Source organism: Paenibacillus sp. UNC496MF (genome assembly GCF_900113915.1).
Lineage (GTDB): Bacteria > Bacillota > Bacilli > Paenibacillales > Paenibacillaceae > Paenibacillus_Z > Paenibacillus_Z artemisiicola.
Window position 1 is genome coordinate 165,433 of sequence record NZ_FORE01000005.1, and the last position, 19,855, is coordinate 185,287.

The 19,855-nt window shown below is 64.2% G+C and carries 14 protein-coding genes; 2 read left to right on the plus strand and 12 right to left on the minus strand.

Going from position 1 to position 19,855, the window contains the following annotated elements:
• Positions 1–9: 9 nt before the first annotated feature.
• The 8 genes from BMZ79_RS05580 to BMZ79_RS05615 form a co-directional block, all read right to left on the minus strand.
• On the minus strand, positions 10–819 hold the full coding sequence (locus BMZ79_RS05580; protein ID WP_090637419.1) for a phosphotransferase family protein: 810 nt from the start codon (positions 817–819) through the stop codon (positions 10–12).
• 109 nt (positions 820–928) lie between these two features.
• Positions 929–1,150, minus strand: coding sequence for a helix-hairpin-helix domain-containing protein (locus BMZ79_RS05585; RefSeq protein ID WP_090637421.1), 222 nt, complete (start codon positions 1,148–1,150; stop codon positions 929–931).
• A gap of 129 nt (positions 1,151–1,279) precedes the next feature.
• The gene (locus BMZ79_RS05590) at positions 1,280–1,579 is read right to left on the minus strand and encodes a hypothetical protein (RefSeq protein WP_143088897.1); all 300 of its coding nucleotides are present in this window, start codon (positions 1,577–1,579) and stop codon (positions 1,280–1,282) included.
• Positions 1,580–1,713: 134 nt separating this feature from the next.
• On the minus strand, positions 1,714–2,376 hold the full coding sequence (locus tag BMZ79_RS05595; protein ID WP_177222025.1) for a TVP38/TMEM64 family protein: 663 nt from the start codon (positions 2,374–2,376) through the stop codon (positions 1,714–1,716).
• Between the two features lie 310 nt (positions 2,377–2,686).
• On the minus strand, positions 2,687–4,759 hold the full coding sequence (locus BMZ79_RS05600) for an alpha-amylase family protein (protein WP_090637427.1): 2,073 nt from the start codon (positions 4,757–4,759) through the stop codon (positions 2,687–2,689).
• Positions 4,760–4,819: 60 nt separating this feature from the next.
• A complete protein-coding gene (locus tag BMZ79_RS05605) occupies positions 4,820–6,484 on the minus strand; it encodes an extracellular solute-binding protein (RefSeq protein WP_090637429.1) in 1,665 nt (554 codons plus the stop codon).
• 151 nt (positions 6,485–6,635) lie between these two features.
• Entirely contained in the window at positions 6,636–7,526 is an 891-nt protein-coding gene (locus BMZ79_RS05610; RefSeq protein WP_090637432.1) for a carbohydrate ABC transporter permease, read from the minus strand.
• A gap of 30 nt (positions 7,527–7,556) precedes the next feature.
• Positions 7,557–8,429, minus strand: a complete 873-nt coding sequence (locus tag BMZ79_RS05615) for an ABC transporter permease (RefSeq protein WP_371263654.1) — start codon at positions 8,427–8,429, stop codon at positions 7,557–7,559.
• Between the two features lie 341 nt (positions 8,430–8,770).
• Here BMZ79_RS05615 and BMZ79_RS05620 point away from each other — a divergent pair, with 341 nt between their 5' ends.
• Complete coding sequence (locus BMZ79_RS05620) at positions 8,771–10,345, plus strand: response regulator (protein ID WP_090637436.1); 1,575 nt, start codon at positions 8,771–8,773, stop codon at positions 10,343–10,345.
• An 18-nt stretch (positions 10,346–10,363) separates the two neighbouring features.
• Complete coding sequence (locus BMZ79_RS05625; RefSeq protein WP_090637438.1) at positions 10,364–12,232, plus strand: cache domain-containing sensor histidine kinase; 1,869 nt, start codon at positions 10,364–10,366, stop codon at positions 12,230–12,232.
• Positions 12,233–12,509: 277 nt separating this feature from the next.
• On the opposite strand, the gene BMZ79_RS05630 is transcribed toward BMZ79_RS05625, so the two are convergent.
• The 4 genes from BMZ79_RS05630 to BMZ79_RS05645 all read right to left on the minus strand — a co-directional run bounded on the left by BMZ79_RS05630 (position 12,510) and on the right by BMZ79_RS05645 (position 19,706).
• The gene (locus BMZ79_RS05630; RefSeq protein WP_218154662.1) at positions 12,510–15,860 is read right to left on the minus strand and encodes a carbohydrate-binding protein; all 3,351 of its coding nucleotides are present in this window, start codon (positions 15,858–15,860) and stop codon (positions 12,510–12,512) included.
• A gap of 195 nt (positions 15,861–16,055) precedes the next feature.
• On the minus strand, positions 16,056–16,493 hold the full coding sequence (locus BMZ79_RS05635) for a GNAT family N-acetyltransferase (protein ID WP_090637442.1): 438 nt from the start codon (positions 16,491–16,493) through the stop codon (positions 16,056–16,058).
• A gap of 9 nt (positions 16,494–16,502) precedes the next feature.
• Positions 16,503–18,941 carry an RNA polymerase recycling motor HelD gene (gene helD, locus BMZ79_RS05640; protein ID WP_090637444.1) on the minus strand — a complete coding sequence of 813 codons (2,439 nt, stop codon included), beginning with the start codon at positions 18,939–18,941 and terminating at the stop codon, positions 16,503–16,505.
• A 108-nt stretch (positions 18,942–19,049) separates the two neighbouring features.
• Positions 19,050–19,706 carry an FMN-dependent NADH-azoreductase gene (locus BMZ79_RS05645; RefSeq protein WP_090637446.1) on the minus strand — a complete coding sequence of 219 codons (657 nt, stop codon included), beginning with the start codon at positions 19,704–19,706 and terminating at the stop codon, positions 19,050–19,052.
• Positions 19,707–19,855: the final 149 nt, after the last annotated feature.

The window sequence follows — 19,855 nt, forward strand, 5'->3', positions numbered from 1 at the left end:
GGCTTGGCGTTACTCGGCGCCGATCTGCGTTTTGACCAGCCGGACGAAGGTCTGCTGCTCCGCTTCGGGCGGCCGCTCCGTCAACCGCGCGGCCGCCAGCGGCAAAATCCAAGACTCCACTTCCCGCAGCTGGATGCCGGTCCGTTCCAAATATCGCGTTACATAACCGCGGACCAAGCCTTGCCGCAGCGCGTCGACCGTGCTGACGAGCTCTCGCGGCGTGCCCGGCGGAAGCGCGCCGTACCGCAACAGCAGCATCGTCCGCGCCGCGTCGCAGGCCGGATGTCCGCTCGCGCCGTTCATCCAATCGATGATCCAGGCGCCGTCCGCCACCATGATATTGTCGGGATGGAAGTCGCCGTGGCACAGCTTCGCCGCGTCCGGCAGCGCGTCCAGCCTTCGCAGCGCCGCCTCCTTCTCCGCTTCCGTCAGCCGCTGCGCTTCCCGGATCCGCGCCTGCAGCGTCCCGCGCTGCGACGGAAGTCCAGGAGGCGCATCCAGCTCGTGGACGGCGGCATGCAGGTCGGCCATCTGCCGGACCAGCCCGTCCGCGCGTTCGGGCCGGGCGAGCATGGCGGCGAGCATGGATTCGCCGGCGATCCGTTCGAAAACGATGCCTTGGCGTCCGTCGATCTCCAGCCGCTCGAGCGGAAGCGGCGTGGCGATGCCGGCTTCGCGCGCGCGCCTGCCGACGCGGAACTCGTCTTCGATGAGCGGCACCGGGATCCCGGGGCGGAAGAGCTTCAGCACCGCGGACTCGCCATAGGGGTACACCTCTGCCGTACGGCCTTGCGCGAACGGTTCCGGCAATCGGCGCATGCGTTCGCTCCTTTCTCGGTCAGAGATCGATTCCCCTATGAAACGTCAGCACCGCGCGCTCGTCCGCGTCCTTAGTAATGCCAGAGAACGACGCGCTGCGTTGACTGCGTCATGAATCGCCCTTGAACCCCAGGCCCTTCACGGCCATTGCTTCGCGGATCAGATCCACTGCCTTCGGCCCGATGCCGTGCAAGGCAAGAAACTCGCCGGCGGACAGCCTGGCCACCTGCGCCAGGCCGGTCAAGCCCGCGTTCGCCAGCGCGCGCCGCGCCGGCTTCGACAAGCCGGCCGGCAAGTCGGTGCCCGGCAAGCTGGCGGGTTTTGCTTCCATTATGTCATACCCCCGTTTCGTTGAATAGGTACGGCTCCGGCCGCGGTCCGACCGTTGTTGAGATACACGTTCCGCCTTTTGCGGTCCGCCTCATCCGCCGTCCCCCTGCCCGCTCCTTGCCAAACCGGCTCACTTGTACTTCCGGTCGAATTCGGCGCTTCTTTCTTTAACTACGTCGGAATAGCGCCGAATGATCCCTATAAAAAAACGACTTTCATAGACGAGGATAGCCAATCCGATCACCGCGAGACCGATCGCCAGCCCGTGCGCCCAGGCGCCGCCCGTCTCCCGCAGCGCGGCCCTGAACCGCCCGTCCGACGTCTCCCAGAACGTCATGTTCGAAGCGTAGACGGCCGCCGCAATAGCGGTCCCGACGTACAACAGAATGCCCCCGATCAGCAGGAAGCCGCCCATCAGCATGCGTTTCATCGCGTTCACCTCGCTTTGCGCGTCCCCTTCTATTATAACGGCATTCTAAATATTGGAAAACAAAAAAAGGCCGAATTGTCCAAAATTGACAACCCGCGCCTTCCTTTTTCATCCATAAATCGCTTCCGTTCGGCTCAATCGCCCCCGCCTCGCGTCCCCATTCGGGCCCAAATGCGGTTGCCGGCATAGACCGCGAGCAAAAACGCCGCATAGACGCAGACGGCCGCGATCAGCGATTGCCGGTCTCCCGCGAGCCGTCCGCCGATGAAGGCGAAGACGAGCATCGCCGGCATTTTCCCGAGCAGCGACGCTCCGGCATAGACGGCGAAGGGGATCGGCAGGGCGGCGGCGTACACGTTCACCGCCTGCTGAGGGACGACCGGCAGCAGCCGCGCCACGACGATCGAGCGAAACGGGTAGCGCTCGACGAGCGCCGTCCACCGCTCCGTCGCGCGATGCTTGCCGAGCAGCCGCCGCGCCCGGCCGCGCAGCGCGTACCGGAACAGGCCGTACATGACCAGGGCGGCCAGCCAGGCGCCGGTCAGGCTGATCAGCGCCCCGGGAAGCGCGCCGTACAAAAATCCCATCGTGCCGATGACGACGCTGAACGGGATCACGGGCACGAACGCGAGGCCCGTGACGAGCAGCAGCATGAGCGCCGGCGAGGCGTCGCCCGACTGCATCCAGGCGAGCAGCGCCGCTCGGTTCGCCCATACGGCCGCCAGCAGCGCGAGATAAGCCGGCACAGGCAGCCAGCGCTTCCTGGCGGTTGCGACTCCGTTCGGGGATCGTTCCATGTCGGCTTCTACTCCTTGCGCTAGCATGCGATAGGGAGCCGGCTTGTCCAGCCGGCCCGCATCAGGTACCTCCCATTATAACGCCAATCCGCGGCGGGAGAAACCGCCGGGCCGCCCGTCACGAAGAATACGCGAGCGCGAACGATAGATTCGCCCCGTTAGCCGCCCCGAATCGCGAACTTCCGTCTTTCCGTGCATCCGTGCGCGTGCCTAAAATCTCCGAAGCAAGCGCCGCATCAACAAACAAAACCGGCGACCGCCGAACGAGGAAGCCTCCCCGTTCGGCGCGCCGCCGGCCAGTTGCCTATTATCAGTGAGCCGTCAGCTTCAGCAAGACCGATTCCGCGGCCTCGAGCGGCACGCGCAGCTCGCCGCGCGCTTCGGAGACGGCGCCCGACCACAGCTCCTTGACCTGCCAACCGGCGGCGTCGCCGCCCGGAACGACGCGTCCGAGCGGAATCGTTTTCGTCGCCGGCGCCGACTTGTCGAAGTTGAATACCGCGAGCAGCACGACGCGCGTTCCGTCCTCTTCCTCCGACTCCAGCATGAACGCGTCCGCCGCGCCGGACCCCGTATGGCTTTCCACGGGCACGAACGCCCGGCCGAGCCGGGCAACCGCCAGCACCTCCGCGTTCGGCAGCCACGCAGCCGCCCGTTCGCGCGCCTCGGGCTTGCGGAAATCGTCGCCCATGAGGAGCACCGTGCCGCTGACGACCGACGCGTTCAGCCGGCTGCGCCCTTCATGGGGGGCCGTCGGATCCTGGTTGAAGCTCTTGTACAGGACCGTATGGTCGGGATCGTTGAACCGGTACAGCGCGTCGTTCGCCCACCAGGCGCCGGTCAGCGCGTTCAGCATGTATTCCGTGTCCGCCAGCAGGCCGAACGCGTCGCAGGAGATGCGCCGGCTGTGCCCGTATTCCGACGGGAAGAGCGGCGCGATCGACAGGTTGATATGGAACGGCCGGCCGATGCGCGCGGGATCGAGCAGCGCGCGGATATAATCCATGCCGACACGGTACGCCTGAATGCCCGTCTGCGCCGACGCGTCGTAATGCCGGCCCTCCAGCGCCCCGTGTCCGAGAAAATCGAGCTTCACGTATTCGAAGCCCCGCTCGACGAACCGGTTCAAATGATAGGCCGTGCGCTGCAGGCTGCCGGGATGCGTCGGGTCGATCGCGAGCCCGCCGTCGAGATCCGGCAGCAGCCGCCCTTCGCGGTCGCGCAGCAGCAGCTCGTCGTAGGTATGGCGGCCGTCGGTGCCTTCGACGACGCGACCGGCATCCTTGCCCCAGAAGGCGAACGGCGTCCAATAGATGCCCGCCTTCTGGCCGTTGCCCTTGACATGGGCGACCGCCCGCTCCAGCTCCTCCGGCGTCAAGTTCGTCCAGAACGAGTCGAAGTTGATATAGACGACGCCGTCGTTATGAAAGCCCCGATCCTGCATCCCGCGCAGAAAATCCGAGGTCGACGCGTACAGGTCGTAGTCCAGCTTCTCGGCCGCCGCGGACCAGCTGTTCCATCCGAACGGCACGCCGTGCGCCCACGGCAGCGCCGGGGCGATCGCCGCGTTCGCCCGGCCGAACGCCTCGAGGCCGCGCCGGTAGTCGGCATAGGCGCCGATCCAGATATCCGGCGATGCGATCGACCGGCCCGACAGCGCGCCGTGCGGAACGCTGTCGCGCGTCAGCTCGTCGGCGGCGCCGCCGAAGACGGCGATCGACTCGACGGCCGTCGCGCTGCCGCTCGAGAGCGTCAGCCCGGTCTTCCACGCGTCGTGGCGGATCGAGCCGAGCACGACGCCCCGGCGGGACGCCGGCTCGTACACGGCCGTCGCCTCGTAGCTCGCCGCGGCGCCGGGCAGCGCGACCGCTTCGTAGCGTACCCACTTGTCGTTGTCGAACGGCACGCGCAGCGCCGCGAGCGCTTCCCGTTCGCCGGCCGGTCCGGCGCGCAGCGCGCCGGACGCGGCGTCCGCGAGCAGCGGCGCCATGTAATCGGACGCCACTTCCCCGCCGTCCACCGCTTCCAGCTCGAATGAAACGACGAAGCACGGCTGCACTTCGTATACCGTGAACTGCTGCCTCACGGCCGGCAAGCCCGCCGCCTCATGCCGGACGGTCGCCCGCACGCCGCGTCCCAGAGCGTCTTCGACATCCCGGACCGTCCCGCCGGCGACCCCGCGCATCCGGTAATCCTTCTCCGTGCTAAGCAGCCGGTTCCCCAGCCGGTACGCCGCCGACGCGCCGGCCAGCGACGCCCCTTCTCGCCAGACGGCGCCGTACGTCCCCGTAGCCAAGTCCACGGTCAGCGTCAGCGCGCCGTTGTCGATCGTCAGCGCCGTCTCCCCGATCGCAGCCGCGATCCGCGTTTGTTCGCTCTTCATCTCGCATCGCCTCCGTTTCGACGGATAAGAGGGGGCTTTGCAGCCCCCTTCGTTATCCGGTTATTTCCAAAGCTCCATGCGCGTTTTGTAGTTATCCGTGATGGCCTTCTCGACGCTCTCGTCGCCCGCCGCTTTCATCTCCGCCAGCATGGCGTCGAAGCCGGCGTTCGCTTCCTGCTCGGACTTCGAGATGATGATCTTGGTCAGCGACTGCTTCATGATGTCCTGCACCTTCTGGTAGCTCAGCGATACCGGCGTGCCGCCCTCCGGGTTCAAGTTGTCGTACGGCGACGTGTCGTAGACGGAATCCAGCAGGTTCTTGGACGCCATCTGCTCGATCTCGCCGCGGTTCAAGCGGGAGACGTCGTACGGCGTGCCGTCGGAGCCGAGCCCGTTCTTGATGAACCAGGTCCACGTCCGGATGCCCGTCTTCTTCGTCTCGCCCGCCCAGTCGTCCTTCAGCGCCTGCAGCACGTCCGGCTTCGGCGTATGCTTGCCGTCCTTCAGGTCCCACGTCTGGCCTTCGACGCCCCACATAAGGAGGTACTGGCCTTCTTCGCTCGCCAGGTAGTTGATGAACTTCATCGTCTCTTCCGGATGCTTGTTCTTCTTCGTGATCGCGATCGCGTCCCAGCCGAGCGGGCTGCGCGGTCCGAACGTCGTCTGCGACGGGTCGGTGCCCGGCGCCACGACCTTGTAGGCGAACAGCTGCTTATCCGCGCCGCCGTCCTTCTTCAGCGCGCCGTTGGCGTTGCCGAGATCCCAATACGCCGATACGGTCGAGAACACGATGCCGTTCGAAATCTTCTGCTCCCACGTCTGCGACTTGTTGACCGCCCAGTCCTGCTCGATCAGCCCTTCGCGGTACAGCTTGTTCATATAGAGGATCATCTCGCGGTATTTCGGGTCCTTCACGTCGAATTTCAGGCTGTCGCCGTCCTCGTAGTACGGCTTCATGCCCCACATGCCCTTGAACGTGCCCAGCACCGCGCCCATGTTCTCGGCGTTCAGCGTCAGCGGAATCGAAGGCTTGCCGTCGATCGTCGGGTACTTCGCCTTGAAATCCTTCAGCAATTGTTCGAACTCGTCGGTCGTGAACGGCTGGCCGCCCTCCGCCTTGTCCGGCGCGAGCTCCTTCAGCATGTCCTTGCGCATCTGCACGCCGAACACGGGATCGTTGTCCATGCCGTACCAATTCGACAGGTAATAGTTCTTGCCGTCCTTGAATCGCGTCTTCGATAAAATATCGCCGTACTGCGACTGCACGTCCGGCCCGTATTTGTCGATCAGGTCGTTCAGCGGGATGATCGCGCCGGCCGCGATGTACTTGTTCACGATGTCGCCGCCGCGGTCCATCAGGATGATGTCGGGCAAGTCGTTGCTCGCGAGCATGAGGTTCAGCTTCTCCGACGGATTGCCGGTCGGCTGCTGGATTTCGACCTTCACGCCGGTGCGCTTCATGATTTCCTGGGCGACCGGATTATCGAACGCGGCGCCGGTGTTCTTGTCGAAGAAGGTCAGCGTGATCGGCTCCGACGGCTTGTTCGCGTCCGTCTGGTCGCCGCCGTCGTTCGCGGGCTGCGCGTTCGTGCCGGCATTCGAGCCGCCGTTCGCATTCGAATTCGTATTCGCCGCGTTATCGGACCCGCCGTCGCCGCAGCCGGCCAGCAGCGCGGGCATAAGCGCCGCCGCGAGCACGACGGGCAGTACCTGTTTTTTCTTCATGGAACGTATCCCCCTAGATCCGTAGTGGTTGCGATCCGCCATGCGGACCATCCTGTCTCGCTGATGCGCGTCTTCCGAATTCGGCAGGCCGGGCGCGACTATGGCCGGCGGTCACCCCTTTCATGGCCGGCATTGCCGGCGCCATTGCGGATCAGCTCTTGACGGAGCCGAGCGTCATGCCTTTGACGAAATACCGCTGCAGGAACGGGTACACCATGACGATCGGCAGCGTGGCGACCATCGTGGCGGCCATCCGGATCGTATCCGAGGACACCGCCAGCCGCTTGCTGGAATCCGCCAGCTTCTGGGCGTCCGACACCATCGCGCCGGTCTGGTATTGATTGAGGATCTTGACCAGCACCGCCTGCAGCGTCTTGAGGCTGGACTTGTAGGTGAACACGTACGAATCGAACCAGGCGTTCCAGTGGCCGATCGCCGTGAACAGCGCGATCGTCGCCAGCACCGGCGTCGTAAGCGGCAGGATGATCCGGAAGTACACCTGCAGGTCGTTCGCGCCGTCGATCTTCGCCGACTCCGAAATTTCCTGCGGCAGCTGCTCGATGAACGTCCGCACGAGAATCATGTAGAAGACGTTCATGAGCCCCGGCAGGACGAACACCCAGAACGTGTCGATCAGGTACAGATTCTTCAGCACCATGTAGTACGGGATGAGCCCGCCGCCGAAATACATCGTGAAGATGAAGTACAGCGTGACCGGCCGCCGGAACGCCAGCTCGCGGCTGCTGAGCGGGTACGCCAGCAGGCTGATGACCATGACGGTCAGCGGCGTGCCGATCACCGTCCGCGCGACCGTCACCCAGACCGCGTGCAGAATCTCGCGGTCGGTCAGAATTTCTTTGTAGCTGGTGAAGTTCAGCTCCCGCGGCCAGAAATAAACGCCGCCCTTGATCGTATCGGACGCGCTGTTGACCGACAGCACGAACACGTTCCAGAACGGATAGAACGTCACGAACACGACCGCGATCAGGAACAGATGCACGATGCCGGTATACAGCACGTCTCCCGTCGATTTGCCTCTCATGTCTCCACTCCTTTGCGTGATGGCTGCGGCTTAGAACAGCGCCTGGTCATGGACCTTCTTGGCCAGCCGGTTGACGGCGAGCACCAGGACGAACGCCACGAGCGACTTGAACAAGCCGACCGCCGCGCCGTAAGAGAACATGCCGTTCTGCAGGCCGTACCGGTACGTGTACGTGTCGATGACGTCGGAATACTTCAGCACGAGGTCGTTCTGCATCAGGTACTGCTGGTCGAAGCCCGCGTTCAGCACGCCGCCGACCGCGAGGATGAGCAGGATGACGATCGTCGGCCGGAGCGCCGGCAGCGTGACGTGCAGCATTTGCCGGACGCGGCTCGCGCCGTCGACCTTCGCCGCCTCGTACAGCTCGGGATTGATCGACGTGATCGCCGCGAGGTACATGATGGCGTTAAAGCCCATGTCCTTCCACATGTTCGAGAAGCCGATGATCCACCAGAAGTACGGGCCGTGCTGGAAGAAGGCGATCGGTTTGTCCGTGACGTGCAGCAGCATGAGCAGCTTGTTCACGAGGCCTTGCGTCGACAGCACCGAGATGATGATGTTGGCCGCGATGACCCACGAGATGAAGTGCGGCAGGTACGAGACCGTCTGCACGAACTTCTTGAACGCCCCGAAGCGCACCTCGTTGATCGCGATCGCCAGGATGATCGGCGCCGGGAAACCGAGCAGCAGGCTGAGCAGGCTTTGCGCCAGCGTGTTCCGGAGAATGATCCAGAAGTCGCCGCTTTCGAAGAAATACTTGAACCACTGCAGCCCCACGAACTCGCCGCCGAAGAACGACGACGCGAACGAGCCTCCGGGCGTGTAATTGATGAACGCCATATACAGGCCGAACATCGGCGTATAGGAGAACAGCAGGGTGCAGATAAAGGCGGGCAGGATCATCAGCCATAGCAGCTTCTGGCCGCGTAACCGTTTCCAATTGCCCGGGCGCCGTACGGCCGGCAGCGGGCCGAGCGCTTCCGCGTCGGGTTTCACGATTGCTTTCCTCCGTCCACTTAAGTTGTCGTCTCGCATCGGAACAATCCCCATTATAGGAGACGGCCGCCCTTCCATCCATGCAAACATTCGCCGATTCATGCTCCAAACCGCCGCAGTTGCTTTCGTCCCATTGTTGAAATCCGCCGGCCGCACTACAATAATGAAGCGGCGATCGCCATAGCCGGGCGCCGCGCTCGCGCGATCTTCCGTTTCATATCGATAAAGGGATAAAAGGGGGCAGCACCATGTATTCCATCCTGCTCGTGGACGACGAAAAAATGGAGTTGGATACGCTTTCGCGGTACGTCCCGTGGGACGCGATGGACATCGCGGTCGCCGGCACGGCCAAGAACGGCCGGGAAGCGCTCGAGCTGGCCAAGGCGCTGGACCCGGACGTCATCCTCACCGACGTGCGCATGCCGATCATGGACGGGCTCGAATTCGCCAAGCGGGCGAAGCAGCACAGCAAGCGGGTCAAGATCGTCTTCCTGAGCGGCCACGACGAATTCCAATATATCAAGGCCGCCATCGCCGTGGAAGCGTCCGGCTACCTGCTGAAGCCGATCGATCTCGACGAGCTGCGCCAGCTGATGGAGAAGGTGAAGCTGAAATGCGACGAGGCGCGCCTCGCGGAGCAGACGATCGCGATGGCGAAGGAGAAGCTGCTGCGCGCGCTGTTCCTCGAACCGGGCGATGACGCCCGCGAAGAAGCGGCCGCGAAGCTGCTGCGCATGGACGGCATGCCGGAGCTGCTCCGGGGGCCGCTCAAGGTCGCCTCCCTCTCGGTCGCCTGGATCGGTGACGACGGCGGCTCGGCGTCCGGCGAGCAGGCGCCGAAGCAGCTCGAAGCGAGCCTCACGGAAGCCGTCCGCGCCCGGCTCAAGGCGCTTGGCTTCGCCGGCGGGCTGATCGACGGGGAATACGGCGATTTCGCCGCGCTGTTCCCCGCCGCCGATCCCCGGAACGACGACGCGCTGTGGACCGGCCTGCAGCGGGAAATGGCGGAGAGCTTCCCGGTTCGCCTCACGATCGGCCTGTCCCGGCCGGGCGAGCGGCCCGAGGACGCGTACGCCCTGCTCAAGGAAGCGCGCGCCGCGGCGGAGCACGCCTTCTACGTCGGCAAAGGCGCGCTGATCCGCGCGGAAGCGGTTCGGGAACCGAGCACCGGGGAGGTCGGAGTCGAAGCGTACCAGGCGGCGCTGCTGCGCGCGATCGGCCAGCTGAAGCCGGACGAAGCGGAGCGGGAGATCGACCGTTTCATGGAAGAGCTGAAGACGCGCCGCGTTCACCGCCATCCCGCCCGGGCCGCCGCCGTCCGCCTGCTCTCGGGCGTGAAGCATCAGCTCGGCCAGGCGGTCAAGGACGCCGAGGCCGCCGGCCCCGTCCGCGGCGAATGGGACCTCATGAACGGCTGCGAGGTGCTGGGCGACATCGGCGATTATTTGAAGCAAGCGTGCGGCAGCCTCATCCTGGTCCTCTCGGAGAAGGACCGGGACCGGCATCTCGGCATCGCCCGGAGCATCGAGGCGATCATCGCGCGCGATTATCGTTTGCCGCTGACCGTCGAGGACATCGCGAAGGAAGTGTATCTGTCGCCGAACTACGTCCGCACGATTTTCAAGGAGAAGACCGGCCGCACCATTCTCGAGGCCATCACGGACATGCGGATGGCGCGCGCCTCCGCCCTGCTCGCGGACCGCTCGCTGAAGATCCACGAGATCGCCGGGCGGGTCGGCTACGAGAACGTGTCGTACTTCTGCTCGCTGTTCCACAAGACCGCCGGCGTCACGCCGAACCAATACCGCAAACAATTTTATTGACGCCGGAGGAGAATCCTTGTGCGACGCCCGCTGGAACGCTACCTCATCCGCCCCTTCCTGGACATGCGCCTGCGCAACAAGCTGTTCGTGGCGCTCGGCCTCGCGTCCGTCGCGCCCCTGCTCTTCTTCGCCGTCTACTCCTACGAGACGATGAAGAACGAGCTAAGCCGCCAAGTGTACGCCAGCATGGCGACGACGACCGATCAGATCGGCGCCAACCTGAAAATGAAGCTGGACTCGTATTCCAAAGTGTCCTCCTCCCTGTACCTCGACCGGCGGCTGCGCGATTTCCTGTCCGCCGACTACACGAACAGCAGCGCCTATATCGACGGTTACGATTACCTCGACGGCGTGTTCCGGAACATGCTCGTCACCAATTCCGATATTACGAGCATCTCCGTCTACCTGGACAATCCGACGCTGCCCGTCGACGAGGTCTACGTCCGGCGCGCAAGCGCCGCCGACCGGCTGACCCCGTGGTACGAAGCCGCGAGCAAGGCCTACGGCAACGTCACGTTCACCGCGATGCCGGCGACGAGCCCGACCGACCAGCAGGTGACCCAGGGGGTAGAGGAACGCAAGCCGTCGCGCATCGTGCTGGCCCGGCTGCTCGACAACGACAGCCTCAATTACCCGTACGGCATCCTGACGATGGACATCCCGGAATCCGACCTGTACGTCCTCATGGCGAAGGAGAACCGCAACAAGGACCTGTTCATCGTATCCGATAAAGGCGTCATCATCTCGGCGCGGGACAAGGCGAAGCTGAACCGTCCCCTCGCCGCGTTCGTGAAGGGCGCCGACGCAAGCGGCGGACGGACGGGCAGCTTCCTCGGCCAATACGGCGGCGAGCGCGTGTACGTCGTCTACTACGTCATCGGGAACGGCTGGAAGGTCGTCTCGATCGTGTCCTACGACAGCCTGCTCAGCAACGTGAAGCTCGCGTTCTCCCGCCTGTTCACGATCGCGATCGTCTGCATCCTCATCGCCATCATCCTGATCTATATCGCGGCGCGGATGTTCACGAAGCGGATCGAGAAGCTGCTGCAGATCACGCGCCGGATCGAGCGCGAGGACTTCGACGTCTCGGCGGGCTCCGTCTCGCAGGACGAGGTCGGCCGGCTCATGTTCGCCATGACGAAGATGGCGGGCCGCATGAAGGCGCTCATCAACGAAGTGTACAAGAAGGAAATCGCCAAGAAGGAAGCCGAGATGAACATGCTGCAGGCGCAAATCAATCCGCACTTCCTGTACAACACGCTGGCGTCCATCTCCGCGCTCGCGATGCGCAGCGGCGACGGCCGGATCCAGTCGATGGTCACGCATCTCGCGAAGTTTTACCGGATCTCGCTCAACAAAGGCAAGACCATCGTCAGCCTTGGCGAAGAGCTGCGGCTCACGAATTCGTACATCGCCATCCAGCAGCTGCGGTTCAACGGGCTGCTGCACCTGCACGACGACATCGACGAAGCCGCGCTGCCGTATCCCGTCGTCAAGCTCGTGCTGCAGCCGTTCATCGAGAACGCGATCAATCACGCGATCTGGGACGACGATGCCGGCTTGAACATTCTACTGAAAGCCCGGATCGAGGACGGGACGCTCGTGCTCGAGGTCATCGACGACGGCATGGGCATGCGCCCGGAGACGCTGCAGCGGTTAATCGCCGGCATGGCCGGCGACGACGGAGGCGCGGCGGGCGAAACCGCGGCCGGCGCGGCCGGGTCGCCGGGCGGCCCGGGCGGCGCCGCGAGCGGCGGGTACGGGATCCGCAACGTCGACCGGCGCATCCGGATGACGTTCGGCGACGCGTACGGCGTCCGGATCTACAGTCGGCTCGGCATCGGCACGACGGTCCAGCTGCGGATGCCGCTGAGCGGTCCGCTGTAAGCCGCGGCGCGGTTGGGCACGGTGACGCACGGATGCCCGAAGATGCGATGGACGCCGAAGCGGCAATCGAGTCGCGCAAGCAAGGCGCCGATCCGGTTACCGCGGCCGGGCCGGACGATGAACGCGGCTCGAGGCACACGCGGATGCGGCGAACGGCGCCGGCACCGGAGCGCCTCGATCGTTCGCAGCCACGCAAAGAGACCCGAGGGGCGATCGCCCCCCCAGGTCTCTTCTCTTGTTCGCGCTCATAGCCTGCGCTGTTCCGCCGGTGCCCGTCCTACTTCGGCTCCAGCTTGAACAGCTTCGATTCCGCGGCGCCGAGCTGCACCGTCAGCTGGCCGGATACGGTCGCGGCGGCGTTCGCCCACAGGTCGGTCGCCTTGTAGGCAGCCGCGTCTTTCAAGCCCGCCCGGGCCAAGTTTATCGTCATGGCGGCGGCCGTCTTGTCATAATTGAACACGGCCAAGTAATACGTATCCTTGTCCTTCAGCACGAACGCGTCCGCCGCCCGCGCGCCCGTGTTGCCTTCGACCGGACGGAACGCTTCGCCCTTCTTCGCGAGCGCCAGCACGGCTTTGTTCGTCAAGAGCGCCTTCATGTACTCCTGCGCCCGCGCGTCGTGCACGTCGTCGGAATTGAGGAACACGGTGCCCGAGATGACGGCGGAGTTCACGCGGGAACGCGCCTCCTCAAGCGATCCCGCGCGGGCCAGCGCCATATGGTCGGGATCGGTGTAATGGTAAATCGTGCCGTTCTGCCACCAGCCGTACGTCAGCGCGTTCAGCTCGAATTCCGTGTCGGCTATGCTGCCGAACGTGTCCGTCGCGATTCGGCGGCTGTGCGCGTACTGGCTCGGGAACAGCGGCGCGATCGACTCGCTGATGAACATTTGGTCCGCGACGAGCTTGTCGACGTACGCCATGCCCTGATTGTACGCCTGGGTGCCCGTCAGCACGTTCGGATCGTCATGCTTCCCTTCGAGCGCGCCGTGCGTCAGGAAATCCAGCTTGATGTATTCGAAGCCCAGCTGCTTGAATTTGTTCAAGTAATAGTCCATCCGCTGCTTGGCGCCCGGATGCGTCGGGTCGATGGCGTACGCGCCGTCGAGCTTCGGCAGCGGCTTGCCGTCCTTGTCCCGCAGGATGATGTCGCCGTATTTATACGTCGCCGAGCCTTCGACCGGCTGGTCCATGTTGTCGCCCCAATAGACGAACGGCCCCCAATAGATGCCGGCCTTCTGCCCGTTCCGCTTGATCGTCGCCACCGCGTCCTTGAGCTGCGCGTCGGACAAATTGTCCCAATACGAATCCATGTTCACGTACGTCGTGCCTTCGTTGTTCAAGCCCTGCTTCTGCAGGCTGGCCTTGATGAAGTTCGACGTATCGATGACGTCCTGGAACGTCAAGCGGCTCTCGTACGCGGCCCAGCTGTTCCAGCCGACCGGCACGCCTTCCGGGACGCGCTCGCCGAACGCGAGCGGCGGCGCGATGACCGCGTTCGCCCTGCCGTAAGCTTCCATGCCCGAGCGATAATCGTCGTAGTAGCCGACGAAAGCCGTCGGCGACTGCACGAGCGTGCCCGTCACCGTGCCGTGCGGCTGCGAATCGTGGGTCTTGGCGGAAGAAGCGCCGCCGTAGACCTCGAGCGCGTTCAGCTTGTTGTCGCCGCCCGCGAAGCGGATGCCCGTCTTCCACGTGTCGTGCGTCACGGAGCCGACGACGAGGCCGCTTCGGCTCGCGTTGTCGTAGACCGCGGACACTTCGTAGCTCGTGTCGGAGGAGTTGATCGGCACGCCTTGGGAGCGGATCCACATGTCGTTGTCGTACGGCACCGCCAGCACGCGGCCGTCGTTCGCGCCCCCCGCGTCGATGCCCCCGGCCGTATTGGTGACGACCGGCGCGAACCGGTTCGTCGCGATCGGGGCCGCGCCCTGCGCGTCCGTCCGCGTCAGGAAGAACGTCTCGCCGGCATAGATCTGATAGACCTGCGTCAAATCCGGCTGCCCGTCCTGCTTATTCACGATTTTGAACGAAATCCCCTTGCCGAATCCGTCCTTGATCGGCTTCACGTCGGCCATCGCGAACGTATGCGTGCCGTAACAGCTGCTGGCCAGATCGCCGAACTTGCTGTAGACGCCCTTCGCGACCGTCTTGCCCTGCCACGCGTAGGACGCCATGCCCGTCTTCAGGTCGATCGTGACGGCGTACTTGCCGTTATCGACGACCACGGTCCCGGCGAATTGCTTGACGGCGATCGCTTGCACCGTCTTACTGGCGACGCTCGCCCCCGGCTGCGCCGGCGTGTCGGCCGCGCGCTCGCACGGCTGCACCGCGCTGCCGTCGCCCGCGGTGACGACGAGCTTGTCGAAGTCCGGCGCGTAGCCGCCGCCGTCGGAGAACAGGATGGCGTTATCGCCCGTCTTCAATTGCGCGGCGAACGCGTACGTGCCCGTCGTGTTCCAATCCGCCGTCGCCGGGAACAGGATGTTTTGCGCCGCGCCGCCGTTCACGCTGACGTCGGCCGCGCGGGCGTCGCCCGAAATGTAATGCACGGTCACCGTGTAGCTGCCCGCGGCCGGCATCTGGATGCCGTTGAACTGCAGCGAAGCGCCTTGGTATACATTGCCGACCTTCTTGCCGCCGGAGCAGCCGCCGCATTCCGCGACCTTCGCGTTGCCGGTCAGCGCGTTCGCCGGCGCTTCGGCTTCATAGCCGGACGCGAGCGGGGCGAGCGCGATCCGGTCGATGTCCGGCGAATATTGCCCGCCGTCGGAGAAGAGGATGTCGTTCTCGCCTGGGTTCAGCGTGACCGTCAACGACTGACTGCCGACCGTGTTCCAATCCGCCGTTTTCTCGAAGTCCACGTGGCGCGCTTCGCCGCCGTTGACCGAGATATCCGCGCTGCGCGGATCGCCGGAGATGTAGGATACGGTCATCGTGTAGGCGCCGGCCTCCGGCACCGTCACGTGATTGAACCGCAGCGAGGCGCCCTGGTACAGGTTGCCCACCTTCTTGCCGCCGGAGCAGCCGCCGCAATCGCTCACCGCCGCGTTGCCCGTCAGCGCGTTCCCGGGATCCTCGGCTTCGAAGCCGTCGTTCGCGGGCTTGACGTCGATTTTGTCGATGTCCGGCGAATAGCCGCCGCCGTCGGAAATATCGATCGTATTGGCGCCCTGCTTCAGCGTCATCCGGATCGTCTTGGCGCCGAGCGAGTCCCAATCGGCGGTCTTGGCGAAGTCGTAGTGCTCCGGCGCGCCGCCGTTGACGCGAATATCGGCGCCGCGCGGATCGCCGGAAATATAAGCGAACGAGACGTCGTATTGGCCGGCCTCCGGCGCTTCGACGTCCGCGAAGCGCATGCTGCTGCCCTGGTACAGCCCTCCGACCTTCTTGCCGCCCGAGCAGGCCGCGCAATCGGCCGCCGACGCGTTGCCCGTCAGCGGATTGCCGGGCGCTTCGGCTTCGTAGCTGGCGATCGGTTCGTCCGCCGCCGCTTCGGCGATCAGCGCGGTCTGCTGCGCGCCGTCCGGCACGGAGGGATCGGCCTTCAGCGTCGGAAGCGAGCCGGCGCCGTAACCGATGCAGCTGACCGCCAGCAGCACGGCCGCGATCTTCGAAAGCGTTCTCATCATGGTCATCTCCTTCTCTTGTGCGAGTTGTCTCGTCGTACATGTCTCACTCTAATGGAGCTTTCGCGGAGCCGCCATATCCGAATCCTCCGAAACATGCCGCAAACCGACCGAAAAAAAGGCCCTGAAGGACCCTCGCGCGCAAAAAAGGACGAACGGCTTGGGCCGTTCGTCCCTTCGATCGACTGCTTCGATTTACAAAGCCTTGCGCATGTTCACGTGCGGAATCCCCGCGTCCAGGAACACGTCGCCGGGCTCGGTCTCGTAACCGAGCTTATGATAGAAGCCTTCCGCCGTCACCTGGGCGCCCAGCACGGCCGCCGAATAACCCGCTGCCTTCGCGTCTTCCTCCATCGCCGCCAGCAGCTTCCGCCCGATGCCCGTGCCGCGGTACGGGAGCAGGACGGCGATGCGCTGCATCTTCGCGACGCCCGGCTCGTACGCCTTCCACCGGCCCGCCGCGATCGCCTTGCCGTCCGCCTTCACGACGAAATGATGGCACGATGCCGGCGTCTCGTCGTACTCGTCGCGCTCTTCCTCGGGCGGCACCTTCTGCTCCTCGACGAAGACGGTGAACCGCACTTCGATCGCTTCTTCCAATAATTGGGGCGTGTCGATTCTTAAGATTTCCATAAATGACTTTTACCTCTTTCCGTTGTCGATGAATCCGTTGGCATTGGGCTGCAAATCCGCCTGCTGCCCGGCCGAATCGTTAGCGTAATAATCTTCGATCGGCCCTTTGAGAAAAGGGCTGACGGTGCCGAGCGCGAACAGATGAAGTTCGTGCATCGCCCGGGTGCATACCGTATAAAAAAGCCGGCGTTCGCTCTCCTCGCCGTACCCCGACGGCTCGCCGGACGCATCGTAGACGAGCACCGCGTCGAACTCCACGCCCTTGGCCAAGTACGACGGAATGACGACGATCCCCGGCTCGAACGTCGACGTCTCCGACTGCACGAGACGCAGCGGCACGCGGTCGCGCAGCGCTTCGTAGACCGCCTTGCTCTGGGCGCCGGTCTTGCAAATGACCGCGATCGTGCGGTTGCCGTTCGCCGCCAAGCCCGCCAGCCGCTCTTCGATCAAGCCGTTCAGCGCGTCGGAATCCGCCGCGACGGTCAATACCGGCTTGTCGCCGCCCCGGTTGAACGGCTCGATCCGGTCGCCGTCCGGGATCAGCTTGCTCGTGAATTCCACGATCGGGCGCGTGGAGCGGTAGCTCTGCCGGAGCACGATCGTCTCCGTTTCTTCCGACGCGTAGAGCGAAGCCAGCGCGGTGAAGCCGGTGCTCGCCTCCTCGGACGCGTGCGCCTGAATCGACTGGTTCAAGTCGCCAAGCGCCGTAATCCGGCTGAACGGGAACAATCGCTGCAGGTAGGCGAATTGAAACGCCGTATAATCCTGCGCTTCGTCGATCAGCACGTGCCGGACCGACGTATTCGTCTGAAAGCCGCGGATGCGCTCCACCACGTACAGGAACGGCGTCGCGTCCTCGTAGGCCATCTTCTTCACGAGCAGCCGGTCGATCGTGTCTTTGCAGATCGCCTCCCACTGCCCGGGCAGCTCGATGCCGGCTTGAGCCGCCGCCGCGGCGGCCATCTCCGAATCGAGGAACAGCTTCAAGAACGTCGAGCGCACATCGACGAACGTGAGCTTCTTGATGCGCGTCCGCGTCGGCTTGACGGCTTCCATGACGACGTATTGCCCGAGCAGCTCGCGCTCGCGGTCGAAGTCGTCGAAGGATTCGTCCTTCAGCTGCCGGTTTTGGCGCCGCAGCGTCTGGTACGCTTTCAGGTACGTTTCTTTGTCGAGCAGCTCGACCGCGCCGTCGACCCACGGCTCCGTCCGCGCCGTCTTTTGGCGTTCCTTCAATAGACGCAGCAGCCATTCCGCCGTCAGGCGCATCCGGTTCGGCACGGAGATCGAGCGGTCCAGGCCGTAGAAATGCGCGCCGATCGCTTCGCCGGACACGAGCGTCTCCTCGCGGAACCGGACGTCGCGGAACACGAGGCCTTCGCGGCCGAGCACGCCCAGGAAGCCATCGATCAGCCGCACGAAGCCCGTCGTCGCCTTGTAGCGGATCCCTTCCATCCGGGAGCCGTAGCCGGGCTCGAGCTCGGCGCGCAAGGCGTATTCCAGCTGCGCGTACGGATTTTCCAGCTTGAAGGAATGGCCGAGCCGAGCCGCCAGGTAGTCCTGGAACGTCGTCTGCTGCATGTTCTCCTCGCCGAGCTCGGGCAGCACCGTGGAGACGTAGCTGTTGAACATCGGGTTCGGCGAGAACAGCACGATCTGATCCGCGTTCAGCGTCCCCCTGTAGCGGTAAAGCAAGTAAGCGACGCGCTGCAGCGCAGCGGACGTCTTCCCGCTTCCCGCGGCCCCTTGCACGAGCAGCAGCCGGCTTCGCTCGTTGCGGATGATCCGGTTCTGCTCCCGCTGAATCGTCCCGACGATGCTCCGCATCTGCGCGTCCGACTGCCGGCCGAGCACCTCCTGCAGCAGCTCGTCGCCGATCGTGACGCCGGTATCGAACAGGCTGACGATTTCGCCCTCCCGGATGACGAACTGGCGCTTGAGCAGCAGCTCGCCTTCGATGAGCCCCGACGGCGTCTTCAGCTCGGCCGGCCCCGGCGGGTAGTCGTAGTACAAGCTCGCGATCGGCGCCCGCCAATCGTAGATCAAATAATGTTCGTCCGCGCGGTCGCGCAGCGAGGCGATGCCGAGATAGACCCGGTCCGCCTGCGCTTCGCCGTTCTCCAGAAAATCGATGCGACCGAAATAAGGCGAGGATTTGAGCTTGCGCAGGGTCTTCAGCTGGCGGGCGGCATGGCCGTGCGTGCGCTCCCGTTCGGACAGGATTTCGGCCTGCTGCTTCAAGCTCGCGAACGTCTCGGCCATCTCGGCCGAATCTTCGAAATTGACGGTGACGTCGTCCCAGAAGTTTTTGCGGATGTCGACCATTTCCAGGTGCGTCCCGGACGTCTGCAGCTCCAGCGCTTCGATGCTCCGGTCGACCTGCCGGACGACCTCGTCGACGCGCCGCTGCTCGGCCGTCCATTCCGGCTCTCTCTCGCTCACCTTCATCACCCTTTCCCCGTTATCGCCACAATGGTTATGTAGACATGCGACTCCCCTTCAACCGCCGTTCGCGCGAACGACGGAATCGAAGGGGAGCCGGTGCACCGCTTATGGTTACGCGTTGACTTTGCTATGTCCGAACGTCTTGGCCGCCTGTTTGGCTTCTTCGATCGCCTTGGCCTTGATCTGCTCGGCCTTGTCCGCCATCGCCGCCATGCCTTCGCAGAAGAGGCCTTTGAAGTCCGTCACGCCCATGAAGGACATGATGCTCTTCAGGTGGCGATGTCCGCTTTCCATGCCCATGCCCGGACCTTCTGAATATATACCGCCGCTCGCTTGAATATGAATGGCGGCTTTGTCCGGCAGCAGCCCTACCGGGCCTTCCGCCGTATACTTGAACGTCTTGCCCGCGACGCAGATGGCGTCGATATAAGCTTTCACGATCGGCGGGTACGAGAAGTTCCACATCGGCGAGACGAAGACGTACTTGTCGCCGGCCACGAATTCGTCCACCAGCTCGTTGAGACGCGCGACCTTCGCCTGTTCGCCGCCGGACAGCGCCGTGAACTCGCTCCCTTCGCGGAGCTTGCCCCAGCCGCTGAAGACATCGGCGTCGATATGCGGAATCTGCATGTTGTATAAGTCCAAATGCTTGATTTCATCCTGCGGATGAGCGTCTTTGTACGCGTCGATGAAGGCCTGTCCCACGGCCATGCTGAACGACTTGGAATGGTCGTGCGGATGCGCGGTGATATACAATAATTTCGCCATGGTCGAATGCGATCCCTGCCTCTTCGTTAAAGTGGGTTGACACGCCCAATAGGGTGCGCCGCCGCGAAGAGGTTCATGTAACGGGAAACCGCGCGGCCGTTCGAATGTTGCTGGTCGGTCTGCTTGATTTACCCGAATGTCGCGGCCTG